This is a genomic window from Bradyrhizobium sp. Ec3.3, from assembly GCF_000472925.1.
Classification (GTDB): Bacteria; Pseudomonadota; Alphaproteobacteria; order Rhizobiales; family Xanthobacteraceae; genus Bradyrhizobium.
On the sequence record NZ_AXAS01000020.1, the window covers coordinates 133,526 to 159,873 of the forward strand.

The following is a 26,348-nucleotide window of genomic DNA, read 5'->3' on the forward strand; positions in this document are numbered from 1 at the left end:
ACTGGAACCTGCCTCGCTCAGCCCGGCCGAAACAACGCAGCGGCGGGAACAGGGTTCCATCCGATTCAGGAATTTTTTCTTTGCCTTGCGATGACCGTTCCAGATGCGGAACGGCGGTGACGGGTCGTTCGGAACGGAGCGCGCGACCTCCGGTTAGCCCGCGAAGAGAAGGAGCCATTATGAGAATAGTAACCGTAGCCATCGCTGCCACCTTGCTGATCGCCGGCGGGGCCTATGCGCAGAACGGTGCACCGAGCGGCCGTGGGGCCGTCACCGGTGATCCGGCGGCGAGCTCGGCCACGCCCGGCTCCGCGCCGACGACGGGGGCTGCGACGCGGCCAAGCCGGAGCGGCAGCGGCACATCTACCTCGGGCGGCCGGGACGACAATGGCGACCGGGGCAGGGACAAGATGCCCGAGAGCAATCGTATCGTGAAGCCGGAGAGCGAGCAGCATCATCCCGAACGGTGAGTGCCTACTTGTCGGCCATCGTGCGCGCAGCGTCCCGGAGCTGCGATCGCAGGATAGGCAACTGCTCGCGCGCGAAGGCGCTGAGCGCGTCATTGTCGGGTGCTCGCAGATAGCGCTCGAGCAGGGCGATGGTCTCTTCATATTCGGCGACCTGCGCCGCGTAGAATTGCCTGACATAGGCCGGCCCTTCGGAGTCGTCGGGACCGGTGAGTGCGGCGTCCGCGGTCGAGGTTTTGCGAACGTCGGGCTCGGCGCCGATCGCTTGCTGGATTCGCTTCAGCGCCTTGTCGCGCTTGGCTGCGTCCTCGGCCCGCGAGATCGCGAGGGTCTTGATCTCCTGATTGCCCCTAAGGTCGGCGCTCTCGAGCAGGCCTTGCTGGAATCGCCCGAACGCATAAAGACCACTGATGACGTCAATTGCCGTCGGCGTGCGCACGGAATCGTGCCCGGCCCATGTTCGCTCGCCGCTGTTGTCGGCGAGTACAGCGGTGCTCATGAGCAACAGGACGGTGGCGACGATGATGCGCATGGATCGTCAATGGCGGGCTTACGCCGAAGTTCCCGCGACATTACGATCCGGTAAGGGCGGTTGCGCGCAGCACCGTGGCTTCCCAACTCTTCGACATGAAGCAATCTGATATCTTCAGGGAAAACGCCGAGAACTGCCTGCATCTCGCCGAGCGGGCCGAAGGGCAACCCGCCTTCAAACGCTACCAGCGGATGGCGGAAGCCTGGTCTGCGCTGGCCGAGGAACAGGACTGGCTCGACGGCGAAATCCCGCCCGTCGCCCAACGCGTGCCGCAAAAGAAGCAGACATCATAGCCGCTCTCGCGTTCGTGAGCCCTCGTGTGAGACCGCTCACGGACAATGCGCGACCAACTGACGATGATCCGATGAAAGGTCGCAACAAACCGCGTTTGTTCCTTTCAGCAGGAGGATTGCAATGGCTCCCCGTCTGGCTCTGTTCGTCCTCATCATGGCGTTTGGTATTTCCGCCACCTTCGCGACGGTAACGACGCTGCGGCAAGTCCATTTGGCGCATTCGTCGCCGCCGGTCGCGCAGCATGCGCGCAGCTAGGCGCGCTTGACCTTCCGGATTCCCCGCTGATCCGGAACCATTGCGGTTGTGGCGCGTAAGCGTCTTGAAGACAGACGAAAAGCGGGAAGTGCAACCATGACGTATTCCAACCATGGCATTGTTCGCGACAAGCGCGCCGAGGAGCAGCCACGCGACAAGCAGCGCGCGCAGACCGTGCACAAATCCGGTGCGAAGGGCTCGCCGTCGAAGGAAGCAACGCGCGATCCCGAGCTGAATGATCAGGACAAGACTCCGGGCTCGGGCATGACGCCAGATGATTCCGGCACGCCCCCGACCGGTTGAGATTCAGAGGAACGAATCCATCTCGGACGCGTAAGTGGATTGCTTGCGGCTTCATACCCCGGTGGGCCGGAAGCAATCTCCAAGGACGGCCCTGGCACCCCCGTGCCGGGGTCGTTTGCTGTTGTGCTCTCCCAATTGCGTTCAATCCTCGGCGTCGCCGTCGGCTGCGCCCGGCGTGTGGCCCTCGGGGCCGCGACCGAACACGCCATAGTCGCTCGACTTGACGCCCGCCAGCCCATCGATGCCGGCACGGGCGAGACCAAGCTTGAGAAGTTCGCGCACCGCGGCGGCGCGTGTCGGCATGCGGTGGCGGAAGCGGAAATCGTCGACTGCACTCAGTTCTTCAGGCGAGAGCATGACCTGCAGTCGCTCGGCGCGAAGATCGTTCATGTTCAGCCACTCAAAGTTGGCAAGGTGAGTAGTTTACTCAACGAACCAACTCGGTGCGGGTTCCGCAAGCTCCTCAAATGTCACCAAATGAGTGAAAATATCACGGAAAATCAATAACTTATGTAATTGCGGGGCAACTGCAGAGGTTCATACTGAAGCTCAATATCGCTCCAAGAACTGGAGAGACACGATGCCCGATCAGGTCAGATTGCCGCGCAAACTGTCCGAAGAGCCCGAGGCGCCGGAGCCGCGCCGGCCGAGTCATCGGAGGGTGATTGAGCAACTCGATCGCTGGGCCAATAGCCCGGGCCTGCAACCCCCACGAGGTCGCGATGCGGAAACGGAAACGTTCTGATCCCCACACGTTCGAGCAACGGCTTGAAGAGCACCGACTTCGGCTCGAAGACGAGCTCGCAAAATTGCAGGGTGCAAAACTGCAGGATGGGCGGCAGCGCGAGCTGCTTGTGGCGCGTCTCGAGCAGCTTCAGGCCGCCGCCGAGATGCACGAGTTTCTGTCGCTACGACGCTAGCCGGTTGGCCGATGCGTGGTCGTGCTGCCTCTGATGGCGCACGACGCGCAGCTTGCGACGCAGCCACCACATCGACACGGCGACGGTTCCCCACGCAACCAGCGCAACTGCAAAGGCTACTGCGACGCTTGCCGGGATCGTGAGGTAGAATACGGCTGCGAAGGCTGCGAGGCCGATGCTTCCCAATCCCGGGCCTGCGGCATCGAGCGCGGCAGCCTGCGGGCCGCGCCTCCCGCCGTTCAGTGCAACCCTCTCCTTCTTGCGGCATTCGTGGCGATCGATCAGCGTGGCGCTGGCACAGAAGATTGCGGGAAGTGCGAGGAACAGGCCGCCAACGGACGTGCCGAATTGCTTGCCGATGAGACCGGCCAGAACAGTCGCGGCACCACCGAGCACGAAACGGATGAGATATTCGTGCCAATGCGTCTGCTTCAGAGACGACAGTGACAGCTTGACGGGCATCACGTGGATCCTCCGAAGCTCGCCAGCAGGCCGAACGCGACAGCGAGCCAGGCCGCGAACGAGACGATCGTTGCGGACAGCGCCGCCATGCGCCAACGCATCAGTAGTTGGCACACGACAAGCTGTAGCAGGCGAGCGCAACGGAGCCATAGATCATCGTCCAGCTTTCGGCAGCGGCGTAAGTCGCGCCATGCTGGGCGACAGCAATGCCGAGCGTCGCCAGTGCGACCGCGGGCGCGGCGCCGAACAGGCCAGCAAAGCTCTTCGGCCGCAGCATGTCGCTCAGGATCGCGAAGGCGGACACGATCAGGCCGCCCGCGATGAAGCGTAGGATGTGCTCGGTCACGGCCGTACCCGCGCATTGCGCTTCACGAGCGCGCGCGGTCTCAACAGCCGCTCGACCGCGGCGCCGAGCGCAAAGCCGGCCACGACGTCGCTCGCCCAATGCGCCAGCAGTACGATGCGCGTCAGCGACAGTCCGACGGCAACGGCGCGAAAGGCGCGGCGCGGACCGCGCGGCAACAGGCCGGCTGCGGAGGCAAGCGCACCCATGTGAACGGCATGTCCGGATGGAAAGGCGTCGTGCGATCGCCCCGATATCGGAATGCCGTGCCGATGGCCGCGGACGGTGAGCCTATCCGGCCTGGTCTGATCGAAGAACGATTTCAGAATATGCGGCAGCACTGCCGTCACGAGCGACACCGCAAGCACGTGGTTGGCAACCGGTCGAACTGATGGACGTCGCGTCCAGGCGTAGAGCCAGCCGGCGGCGGCGAGCGCCAGCAGCACGTGCTCGTCGGCGCCCCAAGTCAGGGCCTCCGCGGTTTCTTCTGCCCGGGTTGGCATGAGCGGCGATTTCATCGGCGATCGCGATATCGATCCGGGTCGGCTTGACTGTAACGAGCGCCATCGTTGTTCGGTCGGCGAGGGTGCACCGTGTCGATCTTGTAAAGCCAAGGCACGAGGGAAGTTCCGTGTCTGCGACTAGTCGGTCGGATTGCGGCCGGTGCGCGGGTTGAGCGGCCTGGTCGGCGGCCGCCGCAGCCGTTCGGGCAGGAACGGTTCGTTCTCTTGGGCGCTCGGCATCGCGCGGACGTCGGCGTAGCGCTGCGCCCGCTCATGCGGGGTCTCGTTGTTGTTGATCCGCCGTTTCACGTCGACGCCGCCGACGGGATCGTTGATGCCATGCTGGATGTCGCGAAAATCGCTCATGTCTCACTCCTTGCCAGGCAGGATGGATTCGAGCACTTGGCGCGCGGTGCCTCGAATTCTACCTGGAAAACTGCTGTTTTTCAGCGTTGTTCCAGGCCCGGCGGGGAACACGTGGCGAGAGCGCCGGAACGATCGTTTCGCGGCTTGGTTGATCCGCAAGAGCGAGTCTCAACGGAGATCTCACCATGATGGATCAAAGCGAAACAGGCACGCTGATCGGTAGCGACAAGGTTGAGGGGACTTCGGTCTATGGCGTCGACCACAACAAGATCGGTTCTATCGAGCGCGTCATGATCGACAAGAAGAGCGGCAGGGTGTCCTACGCCGTGCTCGGCTTCGGCGGGTTCCTCGGGCTCGGCCACGATCACTATCCACTGCCCTGGCAGTCACTGAAATACGATACCGACCTCGGCGGCTACGTTACCGGCATCACCGCCAATGAACTGCGCAACGCCCCGCATTATGGCGAGGCGGCCGAGTGGAACTGGAGCGACGACGCCAAGGTTCGTGCGCTGAACGCCTATTACGGCATGCCGATTGTCTAGAGCACCCGTCGCGCTATCGAGCAGGAGTTTCCGATGAGCAAGGAAAAGCCCACGGACGATCCCCGGCAGCAAAACGACTGGGGATCGCATGCACAGACGGACAAGCCATGGAAGGGCAATCCGGAGAAGGAACAGAGGTCGGGCGAGGCGAAGCCCGATCTGGAGAAGTGGCACGAGAGCAAGACACATTGAGTGTGTGAGGGCGGGGAGTTCGACCCCTCGAGCGAAAGCGCGCGCCACATTGTCGGTGTCATCGCCCGGCCTCGACCGGGCGACCCAGTATTCCAGAGACGGTTGTGGCTTCGCGGATGGGCCACGGCGTACTGGATGCCCCAGTCAAGCCGGGGCATGGCAGCGGTTGTACGCGTGCAATGCGAACGAGCTGTCGATGCATCTGAACTAATCGAGGTACTGAATCGTGGATGCTCAAACACGAGAGCGTGGGCCATCCGCGGAACAGCCGCAGCAGCCCCCGCGCAAGGACGCTCCCCAGGACGCCTCGAACGAGGTTCACGAGGCGTCCGATGCATCGCGTGCAACCTCGTTGCGCGACCGCCTGCGCGAACACTGGCTGATTGCGACCGCGGGTGCCCTTGTCCTGATCGCAGTGCTCGTGTCCGGCCTCGTCTACTGGCTGAACATCCGCCATTATGAATCGACCGACGATGCCTTCATCGCTGCGCGCAGCTTTTCCGTCGCCTCGAAGGTCGGCGGCTACGTTGCCGACGTCCCAGTCACCGACAACCAGCACGTCAACGCTGGCGATCTGCTAGCGCGGATCGACGAGCGCGACTATCGGATCGCGCTCGACCAGGCCGAGGCGCAGGTCGCGGCCTCACAGGCCAATATCGGCAATGTCGAGGCCCAGATCGAGTCCCAGAAGGAACAGATCAACCAGGCCAAGGCCCAGCTCGATCAGGCCCAGGCACAGCTCAAGTTTGCACAGGAAGAGGATGCGCGGGCGCAGGATCTCGTCCAGAAGGGCGCCGGTACGGTCCAGCGCGCGCAGCAGACCCACTCCGACCTTCAGGCGCAGCAGGCCAACACCGAGCGCGCGAAGACTGCGGTAGAGCCAGCGCCGAGCTCGGCATCAAGACGCTTGAGGCGCAGCTCGAAGGTGCGAAGGCGCAAGCGAAGCAGTCCGAGGCGCAGCGTGATCAGGCCAGGCTGAACGTCGACTACACCAGCGTGCTCGCAGCGCAGCCGGGGCGCGTCGTCAAGCTCAGCGGTGCCAAGGGCACCTGCGTTACGCCGGGGCAGAGCCTGATGATGTTCGTGCCCGACGATGTCTGGATCGTCGCGAACTACAAGGAAACGCAGCTCAAGGAGATGCGGCCCGGCCAGTCCGTCGAGATCCGCATCGACGCCTATCCCGACCGCAAGCTCACCGGTCGCGTCGCGTCGGTGCAGCCGGGCTCCGGCACGGCGTTCAGCCTGCTGCCGGCGGAAAACGCGACCGGCAATTACGTCAAGGTGGTGCAGCGCGTGCCCGTGAAGATCGTGGTCGATAGCTGGCCGGCCGATCTGCCGGTGGGGCCGGGCATGTCGGTCGTGCCCTGGACGAAGGTGCGATGACCGACATCACGCAGGGCGCCGCGGCGGCGGGCGGCTGGTCGCCGGAGCGCTCGGCGGCGGGCGGACACAATCCCTATCTGATCGCCTTTGTGGTCTCCATCGCCACCTTCATGGAGGTGCTCGACACCACCATCGCGAACGTCTCGCTGCGCCACATCGCCGGCGGGCTCGCGGTCGGCCTCGACGAGAGCACCTACGTCATCACGAGCTACCTCGTCGCCAACGCCATCGTGCTCTCGATCTCGGGCTGGCTCTCGACAGTGATCGGCCGCAAGCGCTTCTACATGATGTGCGTTGCGACTTTCTCGGCGGCATCGCTGCTCTGCGGCTTCGCCTGGAGTCTCGAGGCTCTGGTGCTGTTCCGCATCCTACAGGGTCTCGGCGGCGGTGGCATGGCGACCAGCGAGCAGGCGATCCTTGCCGACTCCTTTCCGCCGCACAAGCGCGGGCAGGCGTTTGCGATCTATGGCGTCGCGGTCGTGGTCGCGCCGGTGATCGGCCCGACGCTCGGCGGCTGGATCACCGATACCTATTCCTGGCACTGGGTGTTCTTGATCAACGTGCCGATGGGCCTCATCTCGCTGTTCCTGGTCGGCACGCTCGTCAAGGAGCCGTCGGGTGCTGAAGAGGAGAGGGGGAAGCTGCTCGCCAAGGGGCTGCGTGTCGACTATGTCGGCTTCATTCTTGTCGCGATCGGTCTCGGTTCGCTCGAATTCGTGCTCGATGAGGGCCAGCGCAACGACTGGTTCGGATCGACCATGATCGTTGTCTTCGCGTGTCTTTCCGCATTTTGCCTGCTCGCGCTGATCCCATGGGAATTGACGCGCGAGGATCCCATCGTCGACATCCGTCTGCTCGGGCGGCGACAGTTCGGCGCTTGCTTCGTGGTAATGCTGGGTACCGGCGCGGTGCTGATCTCGACGACACAGCTCATTCCGCAGCTTCTGCAGACCGAGCTGAACTACACGGCCATGCTTGCGGGCCTCGCTCTGTCGCCCGGCGGCGTCGCAACGCTGGTTCTGATGCCGGTGGTCGGGCGCCTGGTCGGCATGGTGCAGCCGAAATATCTCATCATGACGGGCGCGGCCATCTGCGCCGTCGCGATGTGGCATCTCACCGGAATCAACGGCGACATCACCTATGGCTATGCGGCGATGGCGCGCATCCTGCTCGCGCTCGGTCTGCCCTTCCTGTTCCTGCCGGTGACGACGGCGTCCTATGACGGCATGCCGCCGGACAAGACCAACCAGGCCTCTGCCCTCATCAACGTCGCGCGCAACATCGGCGGCTCTGTGGGCGTCGCGCTCGCGCAGACCATCCTGGCGCAGCGCCAGCAATTCCATCAGAGCCGGCTGATCGAGCATCTCGCGCCGTCGGATCTCGGCTATCAGCAGAGCGTGGACGCGATGACGCGGTTCTTCCAGGCACAGGGCTCGAACGCATCGGATGCGGCCTCGCAGGCGATCGCCTGGGTCGGCAGGACCTTGCAGCAGCAGGTCGACTTCCTTGCCTATATCGACGTGTTCTGGATGCTCGCGATCATCGCCGTCCTGATGATTCCCGTCGCTGCGATCCTTCGCCCGATCGACCTGCGCGCTCCGGCCCGCGGGCATTGATTGCTTTGCCAGGTTCGCAAGGTCCAACGCTATAAGTCTGAAAAAAGAACCTATCTGAAAGATCAGGACATTTTGGCATAACCTATAGCCAGTACAGCGAGAATTTGACAGTTCTATTTTAGAACTATAGCCTCGACCTCAATATCACCCAATGGCCCATCGCGTGGGCGGTCGACACCGCCGCGGCGCGGCCCACAGGAGGAGGCGACCTTGTCCAAGCGAAACGCCACGGCTGCCATCGTCGGCGCCGGCGACTACATCGGCGCCGAGATCGCCAAGAAGTTCGCATCTGAAGGCTTCACCGTCTTCGCCGGCCGTCGCAATGGCGACAAGCTCGCGCCGCTGGTGAAGGACGTTGAGGCGGCCGGCGGCGAGATTCACGCCCGCTCGCTCGATGCGCGCAAGGAGGAGGAAATCGTTTCCTTCCTCAACGACGCCGACAAGCACGCGCCGCTAGAAGTCTGCATCTTCAACGTCGGCGCCAACGTCAATTTTCCGATCCTCGAGACCACCGAACGGGTGTTCCGGAAGGTCTGGGAGATGGCCTGCTATTCCGGCTTCCTGGCGGGACGCGAGGCGGCGCGGCTGATGCTGCCGCGCGGCGGCGGCAACATCTTCTTCACGGGCGCGACGGCGTCCTTGCGTGGCGGCAGCGGCTATGCGGCTTTTGCCAGCGCCAAGTTCGGCCTGCGCGCGGTCGCCCAGGCGATGGCGCGCGAATTGGGACCGGAGAATATCCACGTCGCGCATCTCATCATCGATTCCGGCGTCGATACCGAATGGGTACGGCAGCGCCGCCTCGAGGCGCTCGGCCCCGATGCGCTCGACAATCCCGACCTCCTGATGCCGCCGGCCTCCGTCGCGGAATCCTATTGGCAGCTCTATCAGCAGCCCAAGAGCGCCTGGACCTTCGAGATGGAGATCCGCCCCTTCGGAGAGAAATGGTGACCGTGGCGCAGATCTACGGCTAAACTCGCGCCAGACAAACCATCCGGGAGGACGCTTACGTGAAGACCGCGATCACCGAACTGTTCGGCATCGAGCACCCGATCATCCAGGGCGGCATGCATTTTGTCGGGTTTGCCGAGCTCGCCTCCGCAGTCTCCAACGCCGGCGGGCTCGGCATCATCACCGGGCTCACCCAGAGGACGCCGGAGCTGCTCGCCAAGGAGATCGCGCGCTGCCGCGAGATGACCGACAAGCCGTTCGGCGTGAACCTCACTTTTCTGCCGACCTTCTCGGCGCCGCCTTATCCGGAATACATCGCCGCGATCGTCGAGGGTGGCGTCAGAATAGTGGAGACTGCAGGCCGCAGCCCGGAACAATACATGCCTGCGTTGAAAGCGGCCGGCGTCAAGGTGATCCACAAATGCACCTCGGTGCGCCACTCGCTGAAGGCCGAGCGGATCGGCTGCGATGCGGTCAGCGTCGACGGCTTTGAATGCGGCGGCCATCCCGGCGAAGACGACATCCCCAACATGATCCTGCTGCCGCGCGCGGCGGAGGAGTTGACGATTCCCTTCGTCGCCTCCGGCGGCATGGCCGACGGGCGCAGCCTCGTCGCAGCACTTTCGCTCGGCGCCAGCGGCATGAACATGGGCACGCGCTTCATCGCCACCAAGGAGGCGCCGGTGCACCAGAACGTCAAGAACGCGCTGGTCGCGGCGACCGAGCTCGATACCCGCCTGATCATGCGCGCGCTGCGCAACACCGAGCGGGTGCTCACGAACGCCAATGTCGATCGCCTACTCGAGATCGAGCGCGAGAAGGGCGAAAAGCTGAAGATCGACGACATCCACGACCAGGTCGCGGGCGTCTATCCCAGAATCATGATCGAGGGCGAGATGGATGCCGGCGCCTGGAGCTGCGGGATGGTCGCAGGCCTCATCAACGACATCCCCTCGTGCAAGGAACTCGTCGATCGCATCATGAGAGAGGCGGACGAGATCATCCGCGGCAGGCTGATGGGCTTCCTCGACGGCAAGGCGGCGGCGCGCAAGGTCGCGTGACGTCGTATTTGCGGCTAAAACGATGAGGATCGCAATCAGCATCCTCATCGCGCCGCGCGACGGCGCGCCGATCAACAACGCGTGTGTTGCCTCGCTCCGCGGTGTGCTGTTTGCTGACGGCTCAGGACTGGGCCCTCTCCCGTAACGCCATGCAAAGCGAACCCGTGACCGTCAGGCGACGTGATCTTCTTGCGCTGATCGGTACGGTGGCCGGCAGCGCGGCCATGTATCATGCGATGACGAGCCTCGGGCTCGCGTCGGAGTCGCGCTACAAGGGCCCGATTCGGCTCGAAGGCGATCCCAGAGGCGCCTCCGTGCTCGTGCTTGGCGCGGGCCTTGCCGGTATGACCGCGGCGCTCGAGCTACGCAAGGCCGGGTACACTGTCCAGATCCTTGAATTCAACGCTCGCCCCGGCGGCCGCAACTGGACGCTGCGGGGCGGCGATGCCTTCACCGAGCTCGGCGGCCACAAGCAGGTGTGCGAGTTCGAGGATGGTCTCTATCTCAATCCGGGGCCGTGGCGTATTCCCTATCATCACCGCGCGCTGCTCGATTATTGCAGGCGCCTGGGCATCGCGCTCGAGCCGTTCAATCAGCTCAATCACAACGCTTTGCTGCATTCGGTGCGCGCCTTCGGCGGCAAACCGCAGCGCCTGCGCGCCGTGAAGGCGGATTTCCAGGGCCAGATCGCCGAGCTGCTCGCAAAGGTGACGCAGCAGGGCAAGCTCGACGAGACCGTGTCGAAGGAGGACCAGGAGATCCTGCTCCAGGCGCTGCGCTCCTGGGGCGCGCTCGACAATGGCTATGGTTACAAGGCCAATCTGATCTCGGCGGAATTTCGCGGCTACACCAAGGATCCCGGCGGCGGATTGACGGCGATGCCGGAGCCGAGCGAGCCGGTTGGTCTGTCGGAGGTGCTGAAGTCGCGGCTCTGGCGTTATTTGCGCGGCTTTGCGCACTACAATTTCCAGACCACGATGTTTCAGCCGGTTGGCGGCATGGACATGATCGGCAAGGCCTTTGCCAAGGAGGTCGGCGATCTCATCCGCTACAACGCCAAGGTGACGCAGATCCAGCAGGACGCGCGCGGCGTCACCGTCAGCTATGTCGATGCCAAGAATCCTGGCGCGGTGCAGCAGGTGCACGCCGACTGGTGCGTCTGCACCATCCCGCTGACGATCCTGAGCCAGTTGCCGCTCGACGTCAGCGCCGCAATGAAATCGGCGATCGATGCCGTTCCCTATGCCGCGTCCGTGAAGATCGGCCTGCAATTCAAGCGCCGATTCTGGGAGGAGGACGAGGCGATCTATGGCGGCATCAGCTACACCGACCTGCCGATCCGCCAGATCGCCTATCCCAATTACGACTACAACCGCGCCGGGCGCGGTGTCCTGCTCGGCGCCTATCTGTTCGACGGTCCGAACTCCTACGAATTCACCGCGATGTCGCCGGCCGAGCGGGTCGCGCGCGCCGTCGAGTTCGGCGCCGTCATTCACCCGCAATACAAGAGCGAATTCGAAAACGGCATCGCGGTCGCCTGGCATCGGGTGCCCTTCGTGCTCGGTTGCGCCGGCGACTGGAGCGACGAGGCGCGCGCCGCGCATTACAACAACCTCTGCCAGATCGACGGCCGCATCGCGCTCGCGGGCGAGCACGCCTCCGCGCTTCCAGCCTGGCAGGAGGGCGCGATCCTCTCCGCGCTCGATGCGATTGCGCGGCTGCATGACCGCGTGGTGAGGACGTGATGGGTCAGGGCTTTCGACGGGTGCGATGGCCGGTGCGGCTTGCCTTGTCGGCAGTCATGATGCTGTCGGCAACCGCGCGGGCGCATGACGGCCCCGAAAACCGCATCTTCAGCTCGGGCTTCAATTTTGCGGAGACCACGGGCGAGGAGCTGTTCACCAATGTCTGCCAGGGCTGCCACATGCCTGATGCCGGTGGGGCCTCCGGCGCCGGCGTCTATCCGTCGCTCGTCGCCGACAAGAATCTGGAAGCACGCGGCTATCCCGTCTATCTCGTGCTCAACGGCCGGCGCGCCATGCCGCCGTTCGGCGAGATGATGACGGACGCGCAGATCGCTGCCGTCGTGAATTATCTGCGTACGCATTTCGGCAATGCTTACGATGATGCAGTGACGGCGAACGAGGTGAGGGACGCGCGTCGCTGACGTCCTGGCAAGAGGGGGAACCAATGAATTTCAGAACCGCCGCCGTCATTGGCGCGTTGCTTGCGATTGCCCATGCGGGCACGACTCACGCCGAGGTCATCCGGCATCCCATTCCGAACTCGACCTTTCCGATCGCGCAGGCCGTGCAAGTCACCGGCAATGCCACGACCTATTATGTCAGCGGCCAGGTGCCGCCGGTCGCCAACAAGGATGCCGATCCGCAAAGCCGGGAGGCCTATGGCGACACCAAGACACAGACGGTCGGCGTGCTCAACCGCATCAAGGGCATTTTGGAGGGGCTCGGCCTCACCATGGGCGACGTGGTGAAGATGCAGGTCTTCCTGGTGCACAATGCGTCGGCACCGATGGACTTCAAGGCCTTCATGGAGGGCTACACCCAGTTCTTCGGCGGCAGCCAGCCCAACCTGCCGGCCCGCTCGGTGGTCGGCGTCGCCGCGCTCGCCAATCCCGGCTTCCTGGTCGAGATCGAGGTGATCGCTGTCAAGGACGCGAAATAGGCCGGGGGCGGTTGCAAAAACGGCAGAACGATCTCGCTTGCCAAAGCGCGCCTTCCGCTGTCTGAATTCAGCGAGGCCGCATTTCGGGAGCGCGCGATGAAGAAGACGATCACCAAGAATAATATCTCGTGTAGGAAGGCTCTACTCTCAACGGCCGTCGCGGCCCTGCTACTCGCCGGCGGAGCGGCCGCCGCCGAAGGCCTGAGCCCGCAACAGCAGCTCTCCCACGACGTCTACAAGGAGCTCGTCGAGATCGACACCACCACCGCGACCGGCGACACCGCGCGCGCGGCCGAAGCGATGGCGACGCGGCTGAAGGCGGCGGGCCTTCCCGATTCGGACGTGCAGGTCTTCTCGCCCGCGCCGCGCAAGGGCAACCTGGTCGCCCGCCTGCACGGGAGCGGTGCGCGCAAGCCGATCCTGCTGGTCGCGCATCTCGACGTCGTGCCGGCGCTGCGCGAGGACTGGTCGGTCGATCCGTTCAAGTTCACCGAGAAGGATGGCTACTACTACGGTCGCGGCACGGCCGACGACAAGCACATGGCGTCCGCCTTCATCACCAGCCTGATTCGGTTCAAGCAGGAGGGCTATAAGCCCGACCGCGACATCATTGTCGCGCTGGAGACGGACGAGGAGATCTTCGACCGCGACGGTCTCGGCATCCAGTGGCTGATCAAGAACAAGCGGGACCTCATCGACGCCGAGTTCGCGCTCAACGAGGGCGCCGGCGTTGGCCTGAAGGACGGCAAGCCGATTCGCGTCGGCGTCCAGACCAGCGAAAAGATCCCCGTCAGCTTCCAGCTCGACGTCACCGATCCCGGCGGCCACAGCTCGGTACCGCGCAAGAGCAACGCGATCTACAAGCTCGCCGAAGGCCTCGTGCGTCTGTCCAAGTTCAACTTTCCGCTCAAGCTGAACGCCACCACGCGCGGCTATTTCGAGAAGAGCGCGCAGTTCGAGAACGACCAGACCGCAGCCGACATGCGCGCCGTGATGTCCGACAAGCCCGATCCGGCGGCGCTGTCTTTCGTGCGGCTCGCTGCGAACCCCGTCTACAACGCTCAGCTCCGCACCACCTGCGTTGCGACCATGCTGCAGGGCGGGCATGCCATCAACGCGCTGCCGCAGTCGGCGAGTGCCAAGGTCAATTGCCGCATCATGCCGGGAGAGCCCGTCGAGGAGGTCAAGGCGACGTTGGAGCAGGTGCTGGCGGATCCCGACATCAAGCTGACGCAGATCGATACGGCGGTCATCAGCGCGCCCAGCGAGCTGCACGAGGAGATCATGGGCGCGATCGAAAAGCTCTCGGGCGAATTCTTCCCCGGCGCCATCGTGCTCCCGGTCATGAGTTCCGGCGCCACCGACGGCAGCTACCTGCGCAATGCGGGCATCCCGACCTACGGCCATTCCGGCATGGCGATCGACATCGGGGAGAACCGCATCCACGGCAAGGACGAGCGTGTTCCCGTGGCGTCGTTCTACAAGGGACAAGAGTACCTTCACCGGCTCGTCAAAACGCTGGCAGGCGGTTTCTGAGCCTGCGAAAGGCTTGTGAATCGGGGATCGGCTTCGGTAGCTGGTAACCCTGATGACAATCTGCCGCTGGAAATCCGCCTCGCGCCTCCTAAATAAGGGTAAAATTGCCCTTAATTGAATTTCAGGAGGCGTCTCTTGGTCCTGAAAAGCGTTTCATTCGGCCTCGCCACCGCGCTCATGCTCGCATGCGGCAGCGCGGCGATGGCCGACGACTATAAGCCTGACGAATATCTCGGCCTCGATCTCTCCAAGGCGGTGCTGTCGCCGAAGCGGCTTGGCCCTGCGACGCAATTCGCGCCGGTCCAGGTGGAAGCACGAAGTGATGCGGCGCGTGCCGTGCCTGACGTCACGCCGAAGGCGGTCGTGACCGAGCACGTGAAGGCGCCGGAGCCGCGGGTTGCTCAAACGAAGAGGGCGCAACCGCGTGGCGCTGCCCGCACCAGGCTTGCGCATCGGCACGCGAATCCGCTGGACGCGCAGGCGATGGACACGCGCATCCAGACCTGGCCGTGCAGGTCGGGCGGCATCTGCAACTGGAAACATTAGAGCATGATCCGGACCCGAAGGGCCGCGCTAGCGCAAAGTGTGAAGCGGTTTTCCCTCGCGACAAACGCGGAACGCGTTTGCGCGGAGATCATGCTCAAATAATTAGGCGTCATCCGCCCGTCGCAAAACGGTAGGCGCGGAGTCAAAAAACCGTCGGCCTGGAGTCAAGGAGCACAGGCACCTTTCGTCGCGATTCGACGAAGGTTTCCTGAATGGCAACGCTCCGCGCCTCGCGCGCATGGACCCGGCGGCAGTTTCTGGTCCGCTCCACATCCTCCCTCGCGCTCGCTGGTCTCGGCTCTCGCGCCAAACCATATCTCAGCCGCGCCGCCGATCGTCCGCTGATCGCAGGCGGCATTCAGTCGGGCGACGTGTCCGAAGGCTCTGCCGTCATCTGGGCGCGCGCCGACCGGCCTGCGCGGATGCGGGTCGAATGTGCCACAGCCGAAAGCTTCAAGACGATCCTGTGCACGGCAACCACTGACGCGCTGCCAGACGCCGACTTCACCTCAAAGGTGCTGCTGCGTGACCTGCCGCCCGGACAGGACATCTTCTACCGTGTGCGCTTCGACGACATCGCGACCGGCGTTGCCGGCGAGACGCGTACCGGACATTTCCGCACTGCGCCGGCCGCAGGCCAGTCGATCTCGTTCGTATGGTCCGGCGATACCGCCGGGCAAGGATGGGGCATCGATACGTCTCGCGGCGGCATGCGCAGCTATCGTACCATGCTCGACAACCGTCCGGATTTCTTCATCCATTCCGGCGACCACATCTATGCCGACTGCACCATTCCTGCCGAGTTGAAGCTGCCGAACGGCAAGATCTGGCGCAACCTCGTCACCGAAGAGAAATCGGAAGTCGCGCACACGCTGGCGCAGTTCCGCGGCAATTACAAATACAATCACCTCGACGAGAATTTCCGCGCCTTCCATGCGGAGGTGCCGATGTTCGCGCAATGGGACGACCACGAGGTCACCAACGACTGGTCGCCCTATGGCAGCGTCGATGAGACCGGTTTTGATGCCGACGGCACCTCACGCCTGGTCGCGCGCGCGAGGCGTGCGTTTTTCGACTTCATGCCGATTCGCGAGATCCGGCAGCAGCAAGGCCGCATTTATCGGAAAATTGCCTACGGACCGCTGCTCGACGTCTTCATGATCGACATGCGCAGCTATCGCGACGGCACCTGGAACAAGGGCGAGGAGCACGACGGCTGGATCCTGGGCCGTGATCAGCTTGCCTGGCTGAAGCGGGAGCTCGCCGCTTCGCGCGCGACCTGGAAGGTGATCGCGGCCGACCTGCCGATCGGCCTGATCAGCCTCGATGCCGTCGCGCTCGGCGATGGTCCGCCCGATCGGCGCGAGCACGAGATCGCGGACCTGCTCTCCTTCATCAGGCGCGCCGGCGTGCGCAACACTGTCTGGCTCACCGCTGACATGCACTACACCGCCGCGCATTACTACGATCCCAACCGCGCGGTGTTCTCCGATTTCGAGCCGTTCTGGGAATTCGTCTCAGGTCCCCTCCATGCCGGCACCTGGGGGCCGGGCGAACTCGACAACACCTTTGGACCCGTCGCGATGTACCAGCGCGGTTGTAGCGCCGAGCAGGGCGAGAACCTTGCGCCTTGCTTCGGGCTCCAGTTCTTCGGCTGCGTCGACATTGACGGCGGCACGGAGGTCATGACCGTGACGCTGAAGGACGTCGACAATCGCGACCTCTGGTCGGTCAACATCCTCCCGCGGCCGCAAGTGCGGCCCGCTTTGGTGGCACAGCATTCGTAAATGGAGCGCGGAGTCGTCATGCCCGGGACAAGACTGGGCATGACGATGTGAAGCAGCGGACACGCTAACCGGTTCTTGATTGGCTGCTCCGCGATCGGCTCGCTATAGTGCTCACCCCGCCATCGCTCTTCCACCACTGAAAACTCTGCTTGCGCGGCCTTTGCCGGGCGCATCCGGCGGGCTGGAATTCGTCAGGAGTGTCTCCATGGAAAATCTGAAAATCAAAAATCTGACAATCCACGGCATGAGCATGCCCAAGCTCGGCCTCGGCACGTTCCGCATGCAGGGCGATGCCTGCCGCGCCGCGGTCGAAAGTGCGCTGTCGCTCGGTTATCGCCACATCGACACCGCCGAAATGTACGCCAATGAGGAGCCGATCGGTGCGGCGATCGCCGCCGCCGGCGTGCCGCGCGGCGAACTGCACGTCACGACGAAGGTCTGGCACGAGAACCTTGCACCGGACGCGATCCGCCGCGCTTCTGACGCCAGCCTGAACAAGCTTCGGCTCGACCACGTCGACCTCTATCTCGTGCACTGGCCGTCGCGCAATGCGAACTGGCCTGCGGTTTTCGAGACGCTGATGAAGCTGAAGGAAGAGGGCCGCACCCGCGCCATCGGCGTCGCCAATTTCAACACCGCGCTGCTCAAGCTCGCGGTCGAGGAGATCAGGGCGCCGATCGCCTGCAACCAGATCGAATATCACGTGATGCTCGATCAATCGAAGGTCATCGACTATCTCACCGCAAAATCGATTCCGCTGGTTGCTTATTGCCCGCTCGCGCAGGGACGTATCGCCTCTGATGCGGTTTTGGGCGAGATCGGCCGCAAGCACAATGCGACCGCGGCGCAGGTCGCGCTGAAGTGGCTGCTCGATCCGAAAGGGGTCGCTGCAATTCCGAAGGCATCACGGCGAGAGAGCCAGCAGGCCAATCTCGACGCGCTGAAGATCACGCTCGACGACGACGATCGCAGAAAAATCGCGGCGCTGCCGAAGGACAGGCGCTGCGTCAATCCCGGCTTCGCGCCGGCGTGGGACTAGTGTCACTGCCTTCCCGTGTACGCAAGGAAATGGCCCCGTCGGGGCCATTTCAGCGTGCGCATCAGTAGTCGTAGTGGCGATGACCGCGCTTGATCACGACGACCCTGTCGCCGTGATGATGCCAGCCACGATGCATGCCGTAGTCACGGTGCTCGCGGAATTCGGCCCGGGCGCCGTAGGGGCCGTAATGGTGCTTCTTGATCACCACCGTCTCGGCGCTCGCCACCGTCGGTGCCACGATCGCAAGCGCGCCGAGAGCCGCGACGACATAGCCAAGCTTCCTCATGATGTCCTCCTCCAATGAACGCCAATTTAAACCGCGCACGCACGCGAACGTTCCGGAGGAACTGTGAGGAGAATTCTGAACGTCTGTTCAGCTTCGCTTACGCGCGCTCACGTGCTGTTGCCGCAGCGGTGCTGCGCAGGCGTCGGAGCGCCGGTCTTGGCGAACGTGCCATCGCGGATGGTGTAGTCGCTGCGCTCGCCGCGATTGTAGATCGCGCGCAGGCTGCCGTCCTTCTGTAGCGCGAGGCCGAACTCGCGCGTTTGATGCAGCGCTGGAAAGAACACCATGATGTTGAGCAGGCCGTCCGCATCGGTCGAGGCCGCCACCACCTCGTTCTCGTCCCTGGCATCACCGAAGTTGCGGCGGTACATCACGCGGCCGTCCGGCCTGACTTCGTAGGTGAGCACTGCACCCTTGTCGCGGTCGGGCGGGAGCGAGCAATCGATCGCCCAGGAGCCGAGCAGCCCCCAATTGACGATCGTCGCCGCCAGCGTCTCGGCGCCGGCTGTGGATACGAGCACAAGCCAGGCCATCGCGGCCAGCGCGCAGCGGTTCAAACAAAACATCATGTCTTCAGGAGCCCCGCCTCGAACGAGAGCGAAGTTTAGCATTTCCAGCCTAGTCGTCCACGCCGGTCGGCAATCGTACCGCTATTTGATCCGCGTCAATGAGCGGACCCGAAGCTGCGCCATAATGCCAGCTTCGGGAGGCGATCGTGGATAGATCAATGCTGGATGAAGTCACCGATTTTGCGGGCGAAGCGCTGCCGGGCGGCACTGCTGTGCCGCCATACTCCGAGACCGAATTCCTGGCGGAACTCGGCGAGCGGGTGCGCTCATCGCGCATGCGCTGCGAGCTGTCGCGGCGGGAGCTCGCGCGCAGGTCGGGAATTTCCGAGCGCTACATCGCGCAGATCGAGGCCGGCAAGGGCAACGTTTCGATCGTCCTCTTGTTGCGGCTGGCCTCCGCGATCCATGGCAGCCAGGCACAGGCGGCCTGAGGCTAAGACCCGGAGGTCATCGCCATGGGTCAGCTCGTGCTTGCGGCCAAGGTGACCCATGTTCCGTCGCTGATGCTGTCGGAAGCGCCCGGCAGCCCGTTGCGCGCGGCGCGCGAAGGCCCCGTCAATTCGCTGCGCGAGCTCGGGCGACGGGCGAAAGAGCGCGGTGTTACCAGCTTCGTGGTGTTCGATACCCACTGGCTTTCCAATTTCGGCTACCACATCAACGCCAATGCGCAGCATCGCGGCTCGTTTACCAGTCACGAGGCGCCGCAGATGATCCAGGATCTGCGCTATGACCTGCCGGGAGACACCGTACTCGCCCAGGCGATCGCGGGCAGGGCGGCCGAAGGCGGGCTCAACGTCATCGCGCACAGCGTTGCGAGCCTCGGGCTCGAATACGGCACCATCGTTCCGATGCACTACCTGAACGCAGGCGGCTGGGCGAAAGTGGTCTCGATTGCCTCGCCGCTGTTTACCTCGCTCGAGGAGAGCCGGGTTCTCGGCGAAGCGACGCGCCAAGCGATCGAAGATTCGGGCAAACGGATTGCGGTTCTTGCCAGCGGTTCGCTGTCGCACCGGCTCTGGCCGAACAAGAAGCTGGGTACGGAAGCGTGGACGTCGGTCGCCAGCGAGTTCAATCGTCAGGTCGATCTGCGCGTGCTCGAGCTCTGGCAGCAGCGTCGCTACCGCGAATTCCTCGACATGCTTCCGGACTATGCTATCAAGTGTAACGGCGAGGGCGGCATGGCCGACACCATCATGCTGTTTGCGGCGCTCGGCTGGTACGACTATCGCGGCGCGTCCGAACAGCTCTGCGAGTACTTCCCGTCGTCCGGCAGCGGGCAGGTGAACGTGGAGTTTCACGTCGAGGCGTGAAACTCCAGGAGTTCAGTCCAGGAGTTCTTTCCAAGCGCTCAGGCGCGCGCCTTTTCGACATTCGCGATTCGCGCCGGCACGCCGAACTCCCTGCGGCAGACCTCGGCGAGCACGGTGACGCCGTCGCGGATCTGCTGGTGCGTGGGGCTGGCAAAGCACAGCCGCAGCCGAGAACCCGAATAGCCCTTGCTGGTCGACCATTCCGGACCCGGATTGATCGAGACGCCGGCCGCGAGCGCGGCCTGGTAGAGCTTGAGCGTGTCGACATCGTCGGGCAACTTCACCCAGAGGAAGATGCCGCCTTTGGGCTCCTCGAACTCGGCAGCGGTTCCGAACTGCTCATTCAGCGCTTCCATCAGCGTGTCGAGCTTGGTGCGCAGCGCGCGCGTCAGCGCGGGCACGTGGGTCGCGAAATGCGGTCGGCAATATTCGGCGAGCACCATCTGCTCCAGCGCGCCGGATCCGGCGTCCGTCTTCAGCGCGAGCATCCGCGACATCACCTCCCAGGGCGCGACGATGAAACCGACGCGCAGCGCCGGCGCGATCGATTTGGAGAATGATCCAATATGGATGACACCGCCCTTGCCGCTCATCGCGTGGATGGCCGGCGGCCGTTCTCCTGACCAGACGAGGTCGGCATAGCAATCATCCTCGAAGATCGGGACAGCGTACTCGGCCGCAAGCCGCAACAGCTCGGCGCGGCGGCTTTCCGGCATGATGCTGCCGGTCGGGTTCTGCACTGTCGGGATGGTGTAGATGTATTTCGGCTGGATGCCGCGGCTCCTCAGGTCGGCAAGCGCGGACGCCAAAGCGTCCATGCGCATCCCCTCGCCGTCGAGGGGAACGCCGACCGTATTCACGCCGAGCCGCGTCAGGCGGTTCAGCGCGCCCTGATAGGTTTCCTGCTCGACGATCACGGTATCGCCGCGCGCAAGCAGCGTATGGTTGACAAGGTCGAGTGCCTGCAAGGAGCCCGAGACGATCAGGAGATCGTCGACCGTACATTTGATGCCAGCATCGCGTTTCAGCTTCGCGGTCAGGAATTCGCGTAACGGCAGGTAACCCTGCGGACCATGCGCCAGTCCGTAAGTGGCGAGGTTGCGGCCCTCGCGCCGGAGCACCGCATCGACCGCCGCGATCAGGTCATCGACCGGCACCTGCTCGGAATCATTGTTGCCGCCGACGAAGCTGTATTTGGCAAGCCCGGTCCAGCGCGCAGAAGGAGCCGGCAGCCCCGGCGGGAACAGGGGCGCGAAGTCGAAGCTGGCAGTCATGGGCAGTTTCCTCTGTTTTTGTTGAGCCAGCCGGCATTGCGCCGGCCGGCCTGTTACTTCTTGCCGACCGTCCGGGTCGGGCGGCCCTGGCTGATGAAAGCGTAATGCGCATTGGCGACGCCGCCAACCATCAAGGCCTCGACCACGGGCTCGGCGATCTCGCTCGCTGCGGTCCAGTCGACGATGAAGTTGGCTCCGGTCCCGCCGCGCACGTCCTCGGTCGGGATAACGACGGAGACCGTCGCGAGCGGCTTCAGCGCGACCGGCGATTTCAGATAGCTCTCGATCATCTTGCCGGTGGTGTCGAAATAGGCGATCCGCTTGAGCACCAGGGGGAGCGTTTCCGACGCATTGTGGACGCTCAGCGTCACCGAGAAGTCGACGCGCAGCTTGCCCTGGCTCATCGCGACGCTGGAATAGGCCGGCACGTAGAAGCCGCCGGAGACGGCGAGTTCCTCCTTCGGCATCGCCGTCAGCGAATCGGCAAAACCCTGTTCGATATTGACCTTCGGCTGTGCCACAGCAGGCAGCACCACGCCGAGCACGCCGCCTATCAATGCGAGCACGATCGACAGGACGATTGGCATGTGACGAATTGCTCGTTTGCCGCGCTGCACCGCGCCTCTAGGGTGCGGCAAAAAGGACTGCTTTGAGATGCACGAACTCATTGGCGATATCACTCTTTGTATTTTGTTCGCTTGGATGCTTGGGCTTTTGGCCCATTTCTCCCGCCAGCCGCTGATCCTGGCCTACCTTATCGCTGGCTTCTGCATAGGTCCATTCGGCGTCGGCTGGGTCAAGTCGCAGGAATCGATCAGCGTCATTTCCGAACTCGGCCTGATCTTCATGTTGTTCATGATCGGGCTCGAGATCGATCTGAAGAAGATCGTGCGGGCGGGACGGGTGATCCTGTTCGCGGCCGGCGGCCAGCTCCTCGGCGGCTGCCTGCTCGGCATCTCGTTCTTCGCCGCTATCGGCCTGACACTCGGCGGCGGTCATTTCGATGCGCTCTATCTTTGCGTCGCCTGCGCACTCTCGAGCACGGTCATCATCGTCAAGGTGCTCTATGAGAAGCGTGAGCTGGACACGCTGCCCGGCCGCATCACCCTTGGCATCCTGGTGCTCCAGGACATCTTCGCCATCCTGTTCCTCGCCGTGCAGCCGAGCCTTGCCGATCTGCAAGTGAGCGTCATCCTGCTCTCGATCGTGCGCGTCGCAGTGCTCGTCACGGCCGCGCTCCTCGTCAGCCGCTTCGTGCTGCCGCGCCTGTTCCACCAGATCGCCCGCCGCCCGGAGCTGATCCTTCTGGGCGCGCTCGCCTGGTGCTTCCTGGTCGCCGAGACCGCCGAGCGGCTGTCGCTGTCGCGCGAGATGGGTGCGCTGATCGCCGGCGTCTCGCTCTCGACCTTCCCCTACGCGCTCGACGTCACCGCCAAGGTCACCACCTTGCGCGATTTCTTCATCACGCTGTTCTTCGTCGCGCTCGGCATGACCATTCCGGTGCCGAACATGTCCGTGATCGGGCTTGCCCTGATGATCGCGCTCTTCACGGTCGTGAGCCGGCTGGTGACCACCTTCGTGCCGCTCTATCTGATGCAGCAGGGCCTGCGCGCGAGCCTGTTGCCGGCGATCAACCTGGCGCAGATCAGCGAGTTCTCGCTGGTCGTGATCCAGACCGGCGTCACCGACAACCACATCGCCCAGGAGACCGCCAATGCCGCCTCCTTCGCCTTCGTGGTGCTGGCCGTGCTCTCGACCTTCGTGATGGTGAGGAGCGACGAGATCACGCGCTGGGCGATCGGGCCCTTGAAGCGGTTCGGCCTGCGCGACCTCGATCACGCTCACGCCGAGGAGGGACACGTGGGCGGCCATGGCGAGGCACGGCGGATCGTCATCCTCGGCTTTTTCCGCGCGGCGAGCGCGCTGCTCGCGGAGATCGAGCGGCAGGCGCCGGTGCTGCTCGAGCAGATCACGGTCGTCGATTTCAACCCCAATGTGTACCGGACGCTGCTTTCGCGCGGCCTGCACGTCATCTACGGCGACATCAGCAACGTCGACACGCTCGTCCATGCCGGCGTCGGCAAGTCCGAGGTGATCATCCTCAGCGTGCCTGATGCGCTGTTGAAGGGGGCCACCAACGAGAAGCTGGTCCGTCACGTCCGCGCGCTCAACCCGAGCGCCCTGGTCGTGGCCACCGCCGATCTGTTGTCCGACGTCGGCGAGCTCTACGCGGCGGGCGCCAACTATGTCACCGTTACCCGCCTCAGCGATGCGCATGAGCTGTTCACGGTCATCGAGGCGGCTCAAGCCGGCCTTCTGGAGGATAAGCGGACGGAGCTTGACCTGCGATTGAGCGAGCGTCGCGAAGTGCTGCCATAGGCTCGCTCGGCGGCCTTCCACGCGGCCGGGCAGGGCCTATATCTCTGGTATTTCCGGTGCAAGCCGGGTGCTGGCGGGACCTAGCGAAGGCATAAGCGGTTGCGTCCGGGACACTAGCGCCCGGATCGAAGTCCGGCTAAGCCTCCGGCCACCATAGCCAGAGATTGGACATGCCCGATACCGTACAGGAAGTCTTGCAGGCCTTTGCCAAGGGTGAGCTCGTCGTCGTCACCGATGACGAGGACCGGGAAGGCGAGGGCGATCTGATCGTCGCCGCCTCGCTCTGCACCGCCGATAAAATGGCGTTCATCATCCGCCATACCTCGGGCATCGTCTGCGCGCCGGTCACCACGGAGGACGCGCGCCGCCTGCGGCTCGATCCAATGGTCGCCCACAACGACTCCGCGCACACCACGGCCTTCACGGTCTCGATCGACTACAAGCCCGACGGCGGCACCGGCATCTCGGCCGAGGAGCGCGCCTCCTGTTGCCGCGCGCTCGCCAATCCCAATGTCGGCGCCGGCGATTTCGCTCGTCCCGGCCACATCTTTCCGCTGATCGCCAAGGATGGTGGCGTGCTGCTGCGCTCCGGTCATACCGAGGCGGCCGTCGACCTCTGCAAGCTCTCCGGCCTGCCGCCCGTCGGTGTCATCAGCGAGCTGATGAACGACGATGGCAGCGTGATGAAGGGCGAGCAGGTCGCGCAGTTTGCCGCCCGGCACAAGCTCAAGCATGTCACGATTGCCGACCTGATCGCATACCGCCAGGCGCGCGAAAAGCTGATCGAGCGGGTCGCGACCTTCGTGACCGAAAGTCCGATCGGGCCGTTGCAGGGCTATGCCTACCGCTCGCCCTTCGATTCCATCGCCCATGTCGCCTTCGTCTACAACGGCGTCGGCGACGGCAAGAACGTGCTGACGCGCTTCCACAAGCCGAACATCGTCAAGGACATCTTCACCGGCCACAAGCGCATGCAGCTCGTGCTCGATCATTTCAAGAAGGCCGGCCGCGGCGTCCTGGTCTACCTGCGCGACGGCGCCGCCGGCGTTCCCGTAGAGCCCTTGCCGGACGAGTCGACGGCGGAGGCCGACCGCAACAGGCAGTGGCGCGAGGTCGGCGTCGGCGCGCAGATCCTGCGCGATCTCGGTGTCACCTCGATCCGGCATCTGACGTCTTCGGTGCATGACTATAAGGGCCTCTCCGGCTTCGGCATCGAGATCGTCGCCAACGAGCAGCTCGAGACCTGACGCACAGTCGTTCCGTGCGCGCGCCACGCCGGAACGACCGAAACCAGGACGCAATTGCAACTGGCGCTGCGGCGCTTTAATTTAACGGTCAATTAGACGGAACCAGACGCGAAAGGACGTTTCATGAGTGTGCGCCCTCAGGCCAAGGACAAGCCGGCTGCGGCTTCTTTCCAGTGGGACGATCCGTTCCTGCTCGACGAGCAGCTCACCGAAGACGAACGCATGGTGCGCGACACGGCGCGAGCCTACGCCCAGGACAAGCTGCTGCCGCGCGTCACCAAGGCTTATCTCGAAGAGAAGACCGATCGCGAGATCTTTAACGAGATGGGCGAACTCGGCCTGATCGGCATCACGCTGCCGGAGGAATATGGCTGTGCCAATGCGGGCTACGTCGCCTACGGCCTCGTCGCCCGCGAGATCGAGCGGGTCGATTCCGGCTACCGTTCGATGAACTCGGTGCAGTCCTCGCTGGTGATGTATCCGATCTATGCCTATGGCGACGAGAACCAGCGCAAGAAGTACCTGCCGAAGCTTGCCAGCGGCGAGTGGGTCGGCTGCTTCGGCCTCACCGAGCCTGACGCCGGTTCCGATCCGGCCGGCATGAAGACCCGCGCCGAGAAGGTCTCGGACGGCTATCGCCTCACCGGCAGCAAGATGTGGATCTCGAATGCGCCGATCGCCGACGTGTTCGTGGTCTGGGCGAAGTCGGCCGAGCACGACAACCAGATCCGCGGCTTCGTGCTGGAGAAGGGCATGAAGGGTCTCTCCGCGCCGAAGATCGGCGGCAAGCTGTCATTGCGCGCCTCCATCACCGGCGAGGTCGTGATGGACGGCGTCGTGGTGCCCGAGAGCGCGCTGCTGCCCAACGTGTCCGGCCTGAAGGGCCCGTTCGGCTGCCTCAACCGCGCCCGCTACGGCATCTCCTGGGGCGCCCTGGGCGCGGCCGAGGACTGCATGCACCGCGCCCGGCAATACACGCTCGACCGCAAGCAGTTCGGCAAGCCGCTGGCCGCGACCCAGCTCGTGCAGAAGAAGCTCGCGGACATGGAGACCGAGATCGCGCTGGGCCTCCAGGCAAGCCTGCGCGTCGGCCGCCTGATGGACGAAGGCAAGTTCGCGCCCGAGATGATCTCGATCGTCAAGCGCAACAATTGCGGCAAGGCGCTCGATATCGCTCGCGTCGCGCGCGACATGCACGGCGGCAACGGCATCTCGATCGAGTACCATGTGATGCGCCACGTCCATAACCTCGAGACGGTCAACACCTACGAGGGCACGCACGACGTCCACGCCCTGATCCTCGGCCGCGCCATCACGGGCATCCAGGCGTTTTTCTAAGCGCCAAGAATTCGGACGTGGTTGATTTGCTCCGCTGTCATCGTCCGCCTTGTGCGCAATTGCGCGCTGGAGCGGACGATCCAGTATCCCAGAGACCTCGCCTTCGCTTCGGGCGCCGCGGCGTACTGGATACCCCGCCTTCGCGGGGTATGACAAAGCGTG

Annotated in this window: 30 protein-coding genes and 3 pseudogenes; 23 read left to right on the top strand and 10 right to left on the bottom strand. The window is 64.0% G+C overall.

Features of this window, described 5'->3' with window-relative positions; genetic code table 11:
* Positions 1-179 precede the first annotated feature (179 nt).
* Positions 180-470, top strand: coding sequence for a hypothetical protein (locus tag YUU_RS0122050; protein ID WP_027524361.1), 291 nt, complete (start codon positions 180-182; stop codon positions 468-470).
* Between the two features lie 4 nt (positions 471-474).
* Here YUU_RS0122050 and YUU_RS0122055 read toward each other — a convergent pair whose 3' ends face one another.
* Complete coding sequence (locus tag YUU_RS0122055; RefSeq protein WP_027524362.1) at positions 475-999, bottom strand: DUF4142 domain-containing protein; 525 nt, start codon at positions 997-999, stop codon at positions 475-477.
* 95 nt (positions 1,000-1,094) lie between these two features.
* Between YUU_RS0122055 and YUU_RS0122060 the strand changes: the two genes are divergently transcribed.
* From YUU_RS0122060 to YUU_RS0122070, 3 genes are all read left to right on the top strand, one after another.
* Positions 1,095-1,292, top strand: a complete 198-nt coding sequence (locus YUU_RS0122060) for a hypothetical protein (RefSeq protein WP_027524363.1) — start codon at positions 1,095-1,097, stop codon at positions 1,290-1,292.
* Positions 1,293-1,413: 121 nt separating this feature from the next.
* Positions 1,414-1,548 (top strand): hypothetical protein, encoded by a 135-nt coding sequence (locus tag YUU_RS62375; RefSeq protein WP_256375292.1) that lies wholly within the window; start codon positions 1,414-1,416, stop codon positions 1,546-1,548.
* A 96-nt stretch (positions 1,549-1,644) separates the two neighbouring features.
* A complete protein-coding gene (locus YUU_RS0122070; protein ID WP_027524364.1) occupies positions 1,645-1,851 on the top strand; it encodes a hypothetical protein in 207 nt (68 codons plus the stop codon).
* A gap of 141 nt (positions 1,852-1,992) precedes the next feature.
* Here YUU_RS0122070 and YUU_RS0122075 read toward each other — a convergent pair whose 3' ends face one another.
* Positions 1,993-2,241, bottom strand: coding sequence for a hypothetical protein (locus YUU_RS0122075; protein ID WP_027524365.1), 249 nt, complete (start codon positions 2,239-2,241; stop codon positions 1,993-1,995).
* A 332-nt stretch (positions 2,242-2,573) separates the two neighbouring features.
* Here YUU_RS0122075 and YUU_RS56510 point away from each other — a divergent pair, with 332 nt between their 5' ends.
* Positions 2,574-2,771, top strand: coding sequence for a hypothetical protein (locus YUU_RS56510; protein WP_084801503.1), 198 nt, complete (start codon positions 2,574-2,576; stop codon positions 2,769-2,771).
* Here YUU_RS56510 and YUU_RS0122085 read toward each other — a convergent pair.
* The 4 genes and pseudogenes from YUU_RS0122085 to YUU_RS0122100 form a co-directional block, all read right to left on the bottom strand.
* Positions 2,760-3,233: a DUF3147 family protein gene (locus YUU_RS0122085; protein WP_027524367.1), complete on the bottom strand. Its 474-nt coding sequence runs from the start codon at positions 3,231-3,233 to the stop codon at positions 2,760-2,762. The two genes, YUU_RS56510 and YUU_RS0122085, sit on opposite strands and share 12 nt — an antisense overlap.
* Positions 3,233-3,579, bottom strand: a pseudogene (locus YUU_RS51365) (DUF3147 family protein). Before YUU_RS51365 ends, YUU_RS0122085 begins: the two are co-directional and overlap by 1 nt.
* Positions 3,576-4,143: pseudogene (locus YUU_RS51370) on the bottom strand (phosphatase PAP2 family protein). Before YUU_RS51370 ends, YUU_RS51365 begins: the two co-directional pseudogenes overlap by 4 nt.
* Before the next feature lie 74 nt (positions 4,144-4,217).
* Positions 4,218-4,445, bottom strand: coding sequence for a hypothetical protein (locus YUU_RS0122100; RefSeq protein WP_027524368.1), 228 nt, complete (start codon positions 4,443-4,445; stop codon positions 4,218-4,220).
* Positions 4,446-4,630: 185 nt separating this feature from the next.
* On the opposite strand from YUU_RS0122100, the gene YUU_RS0122105 reads away from it, so the two are divergent.
* From YUU_RS0122105 to YUU_RS0122170, 13 genes and pseudogenes are all read left to right on the top strand, one after another.
* Positions 4,631-4,990 carry a PRC-barrel domain-containing protein gene (locus YUU_RS0122105; protein ID WP_027524369.1) on the top strand — a complete coding sequence of 120 codons (360 nt, stop codon included), beginning with the start codon at positions 4,631-4,633 and terminating at the stop codon, positions 4,988-4,990.
* A 33-nt stretch (positions 4,991-5,023) separates the two neighbouring features.
* Entirely contained in the window at positions 5,024-5,182 is a 159-nt protein-coding gene (locus YUU_RS60305) for a hypothetical protein (RefSeq protein ID WP_198031797.1), read from the top strand.
* A 352-nt stretch (positions 5,183-5,534) separates the two neighbouring features.
* A pseudogene (locus YUU_RS51375) lies at positions 5,535-6,565 on the top strand (HlyD family secretion protein).
* Positions 6,562-8,181: a DHA2 family efflux MFS transporter permease subunit gene (locus YUU_RS0122120; protein ID WP_027524370.1), complete on the top strand. Its 1,620-nt coding sequence runs from the start codon at positions 6,562-6,564 to the stop codon at positions 8,179-8,181. The pseudogene YUU_RS51375 and the gene YUU_RS0122120 overlap by 4 nt, the downstream one beginning before the upstream one ends.
* A 210-nt stretch (positions 8,182-8,391) precedes the next feature.
* Positions 8,392-9,129, top strand: coding sequence for an SDR family oxidoreductase (locus YUU_RS0122125; protein ID WP_027524371.1), 738 nt, complete (start codon positions 8,392-8,394; stop codon positions 9,127-9,129).
* A 59-nt stretch (positions 9,130-9,188) separates the two neighbouring features.
* Positions 9,189-10,190 carry a nitronate monooxygenase family protein gene (locus tag YUU_RS0122130; protein ID WP_027524372.1) on the top strand — a complete coding sequence of 334 codons (1,002 nt, stop codon included), beginning with the start codon at positions 9,189-9,191 and terminating at the stop codon, positions 10,188-10,190.
* Positions 10,191-10,339: 149 nt separating this feature from the next.
* Complete coding sequence (locus YUU_RS0122140) at positions 10,340-11,935, top strand: NAD(P)/FAD-dependent oxidoreductase (RefSeq protein WP_027524373.1); 1,596 nt, start codon at positions 10,340-10,342, stop codon at positions 11,933-11,935.
* On the top strand, positions 11,935-12,357 hold the full coding sequence (locus YUU_RS55780) for a cytochrome c (RefSeq protein ID WP_063621730.1): 423 nt from the start codon (positions 11,935-11,937) through the stop codon (positions 12,355-12,357). Before YUU_RS0122140 ends, YUU_RS55780 begins: the two co-directional genes overlap by 1 nt.
* Before the next feature lie 23 nt (positions 12,358-12,380).
* Entirely contained in the window at positions 12,381-12,875 is a 495-nt protein-coding gene (locus YUU_RS0122150; protein ID WP_027524375.1) for a RidA family protein, read from the top strand.
* A gap of 96 nt (positions 12,876-12,971) precedes the next feature.
* Entirely contained in the window at positions 12,972-14,411 is a 1,440-nt protein-coding gene (locus YUU_RS0122155) for a M20/M25/M40 family metallo-hydrolase (protein WP_051389837.1), read from the top strand.
* 135 nt (positions 14,412-14,546) lie between these two features.
* Positions 14,547-14,957: a hypothetical protein gene (locus tag YUU_RS0122160; protein WP_027524377.1), complete on the top strand. Its 411-nt coding sequence runs from the start codon at positions 14,547-14,549 to the stop codon at positions 14,955-14,957.
* A 212-nt stretch (positions 14,958-15,169) separates the two neighbouring features.
* Positions 15,170-16,744: an alkaline phosphatase gene (locus tag YUU_RS0122165; RefSeq protein WP_027524378.1), complete on the top strand. Its 1,575-nt coding sequence runs from the start codon at positions 15,170-15,172 to the stop codon at positions 16,742-16,744.
* A 205-nt stretch (positions 16,745-16,949) separates the two neighbouring features.
* Positions 16,950-17,783 carry an aldo/keto reductase gene (locus YUU_RS0122170; protein WP_051389838.1) on the top strand — a complete coding sequence of 278 codons (834 nt, stop codon included), beginning with the start codon at positions 16,950-16,952 and terminating at the stop codon, positions 17,781-17,783.
* A gap of 61 nt (positions 17,784-17,844) precedes the next feature.
* Here the strand turns inward: YUU_RS0122170 and YUU_RS0122175 are convergent, their stop codons facing one another.
* On the bottom strand, positions 17,845-18,069 hold the full coding sequence (locus YUU_RS0122175) for a hypothetical protein (protein WP_027524380.1): 225 nt from the start codon (positions 18,067-18,069) through the stop codon (positions 17,845-17,847).
* Positions 18,070-18,176: 107 nt separating this feature from the next.
* Positions 18,177-18,638, bottom strand: a complete 462-nt coding sequence (locus YUU_RS0122180) for a hypothetical protein (RefSeq protein WP_027524381.1) — start codon at positions 18,636-18,638, stop codon at positions 18,177-18,179.
* A 158-nt stretch (positions 18,639-18,796) separates the two neighbouring features.
* Here YUU_RS0122180 and YUU_RS0122185 point away from each other — a divergent pair, with 158 nt between their 5' ends.
* Both YUU_RS0122185 and hpaD read left to right on the top strand, forming a co-directional pair.
* Positions 18,797-19,069: a helix-turn-helix domain-containing protein gene (locus tag YUU_RS0122185; RefSeq protein ID WP_027524382.1), complete on the top strand. Its 273-nt coding sequence runs from the start codon at positions 18,797-18,799 to the stop codon at positions 19,067-19,069.
* Positions 19,070-19,093: 24 nt separating this feature from the next.
* Positions 19,094-19,948 (top strand): 3,4-dihydroxyphenylacetate 2,3-dioxygenase, encoded by an 855-nt coding sequence (gene hpaD, locus YUU_RS0122190; protein WP_027524383.1) that lies wholly within the window; start codon positions 19,094-19,096, stop codon positions 19,946-19,948.
* A gap of 38 nt (positions 19,949-19,986) precedes the next feature.
* Here the strand turns inward: hpaD and YUU_RS0122195 are convergent, their stop codons facing one another.
* Complete coding sequence (locus YUU_RS0122195; RefSeq protein WP_027524384.1) at positions 19,987-21,222, bottom strand: PLP-dependent aminotransferase family protein; 1,236 nt, start codon at positions 21,220-21,222, stop codon at positions 19,987-19,989.
* 53 nt (positions 21,223-21,275) lie between these two features.
* Positions 21,276-21,809 carry a DUF3124 domain-containing protein gene (locus YUU_RS0122200; protein ID WP_198031798.1) on the bottom strand — a complete coding sequence of 178 codons (534 nt, stop codon included), beginning with the start codon at positions 21,807-21,809 and terminating at the stop codon, positions 21,276-21,278.
* A 67-nt stretch (positions 21,810-21,876) separates the two neighbouring features.
* Between YUU_RS0122200 and YUU_RS0122205 the strand changes: the two genes are divergently transcribed.
* The 3 genes from YUU_RS0122205 (at position 21,877) to YUU_RS0122215 (ending at position 26,186) form a co-directional block, all read left to right on the top strand.
* A complete protein-coding gene (locus tag YUU_RS0122205) occupies positions 21,877-23,601 on the top strand; it encodes a cation:proton antiporter (RefSeq protein ID WP_027524386.1) in 1,725 nt (574 codons plus the stop codon).
* A gap of 170 nt (positions 23,602-23,771) precedes the next feature.
* Positions 23,772-24,848, top strand: a complete 1,077-nt coding sequence (gene ribB, locus YUU_RS0122210) for a 3,4-dihydroxy-2-butanone-4-phosphate synthase (RefSeq protein WP_027524387.1) — start codon at positions 23,772-23,774, stop codon at positions 24,846-24,848.
* 123 nt (positions 24,849-24,971) lie between these two features.
* On the top strand, positions 24,972-26,186 hold the full coding sequence (locus tag YUU_RS0122215) for an acyl-CoA dehydrogenase (protein ID WP_027524388.1): 1,215 nt from the start codon (positions 24,972-24,974) through the stop codon (positions 26,184-26,186).
* Positions 26,187-26,348 lie beyond the last annotated feature (162 nt).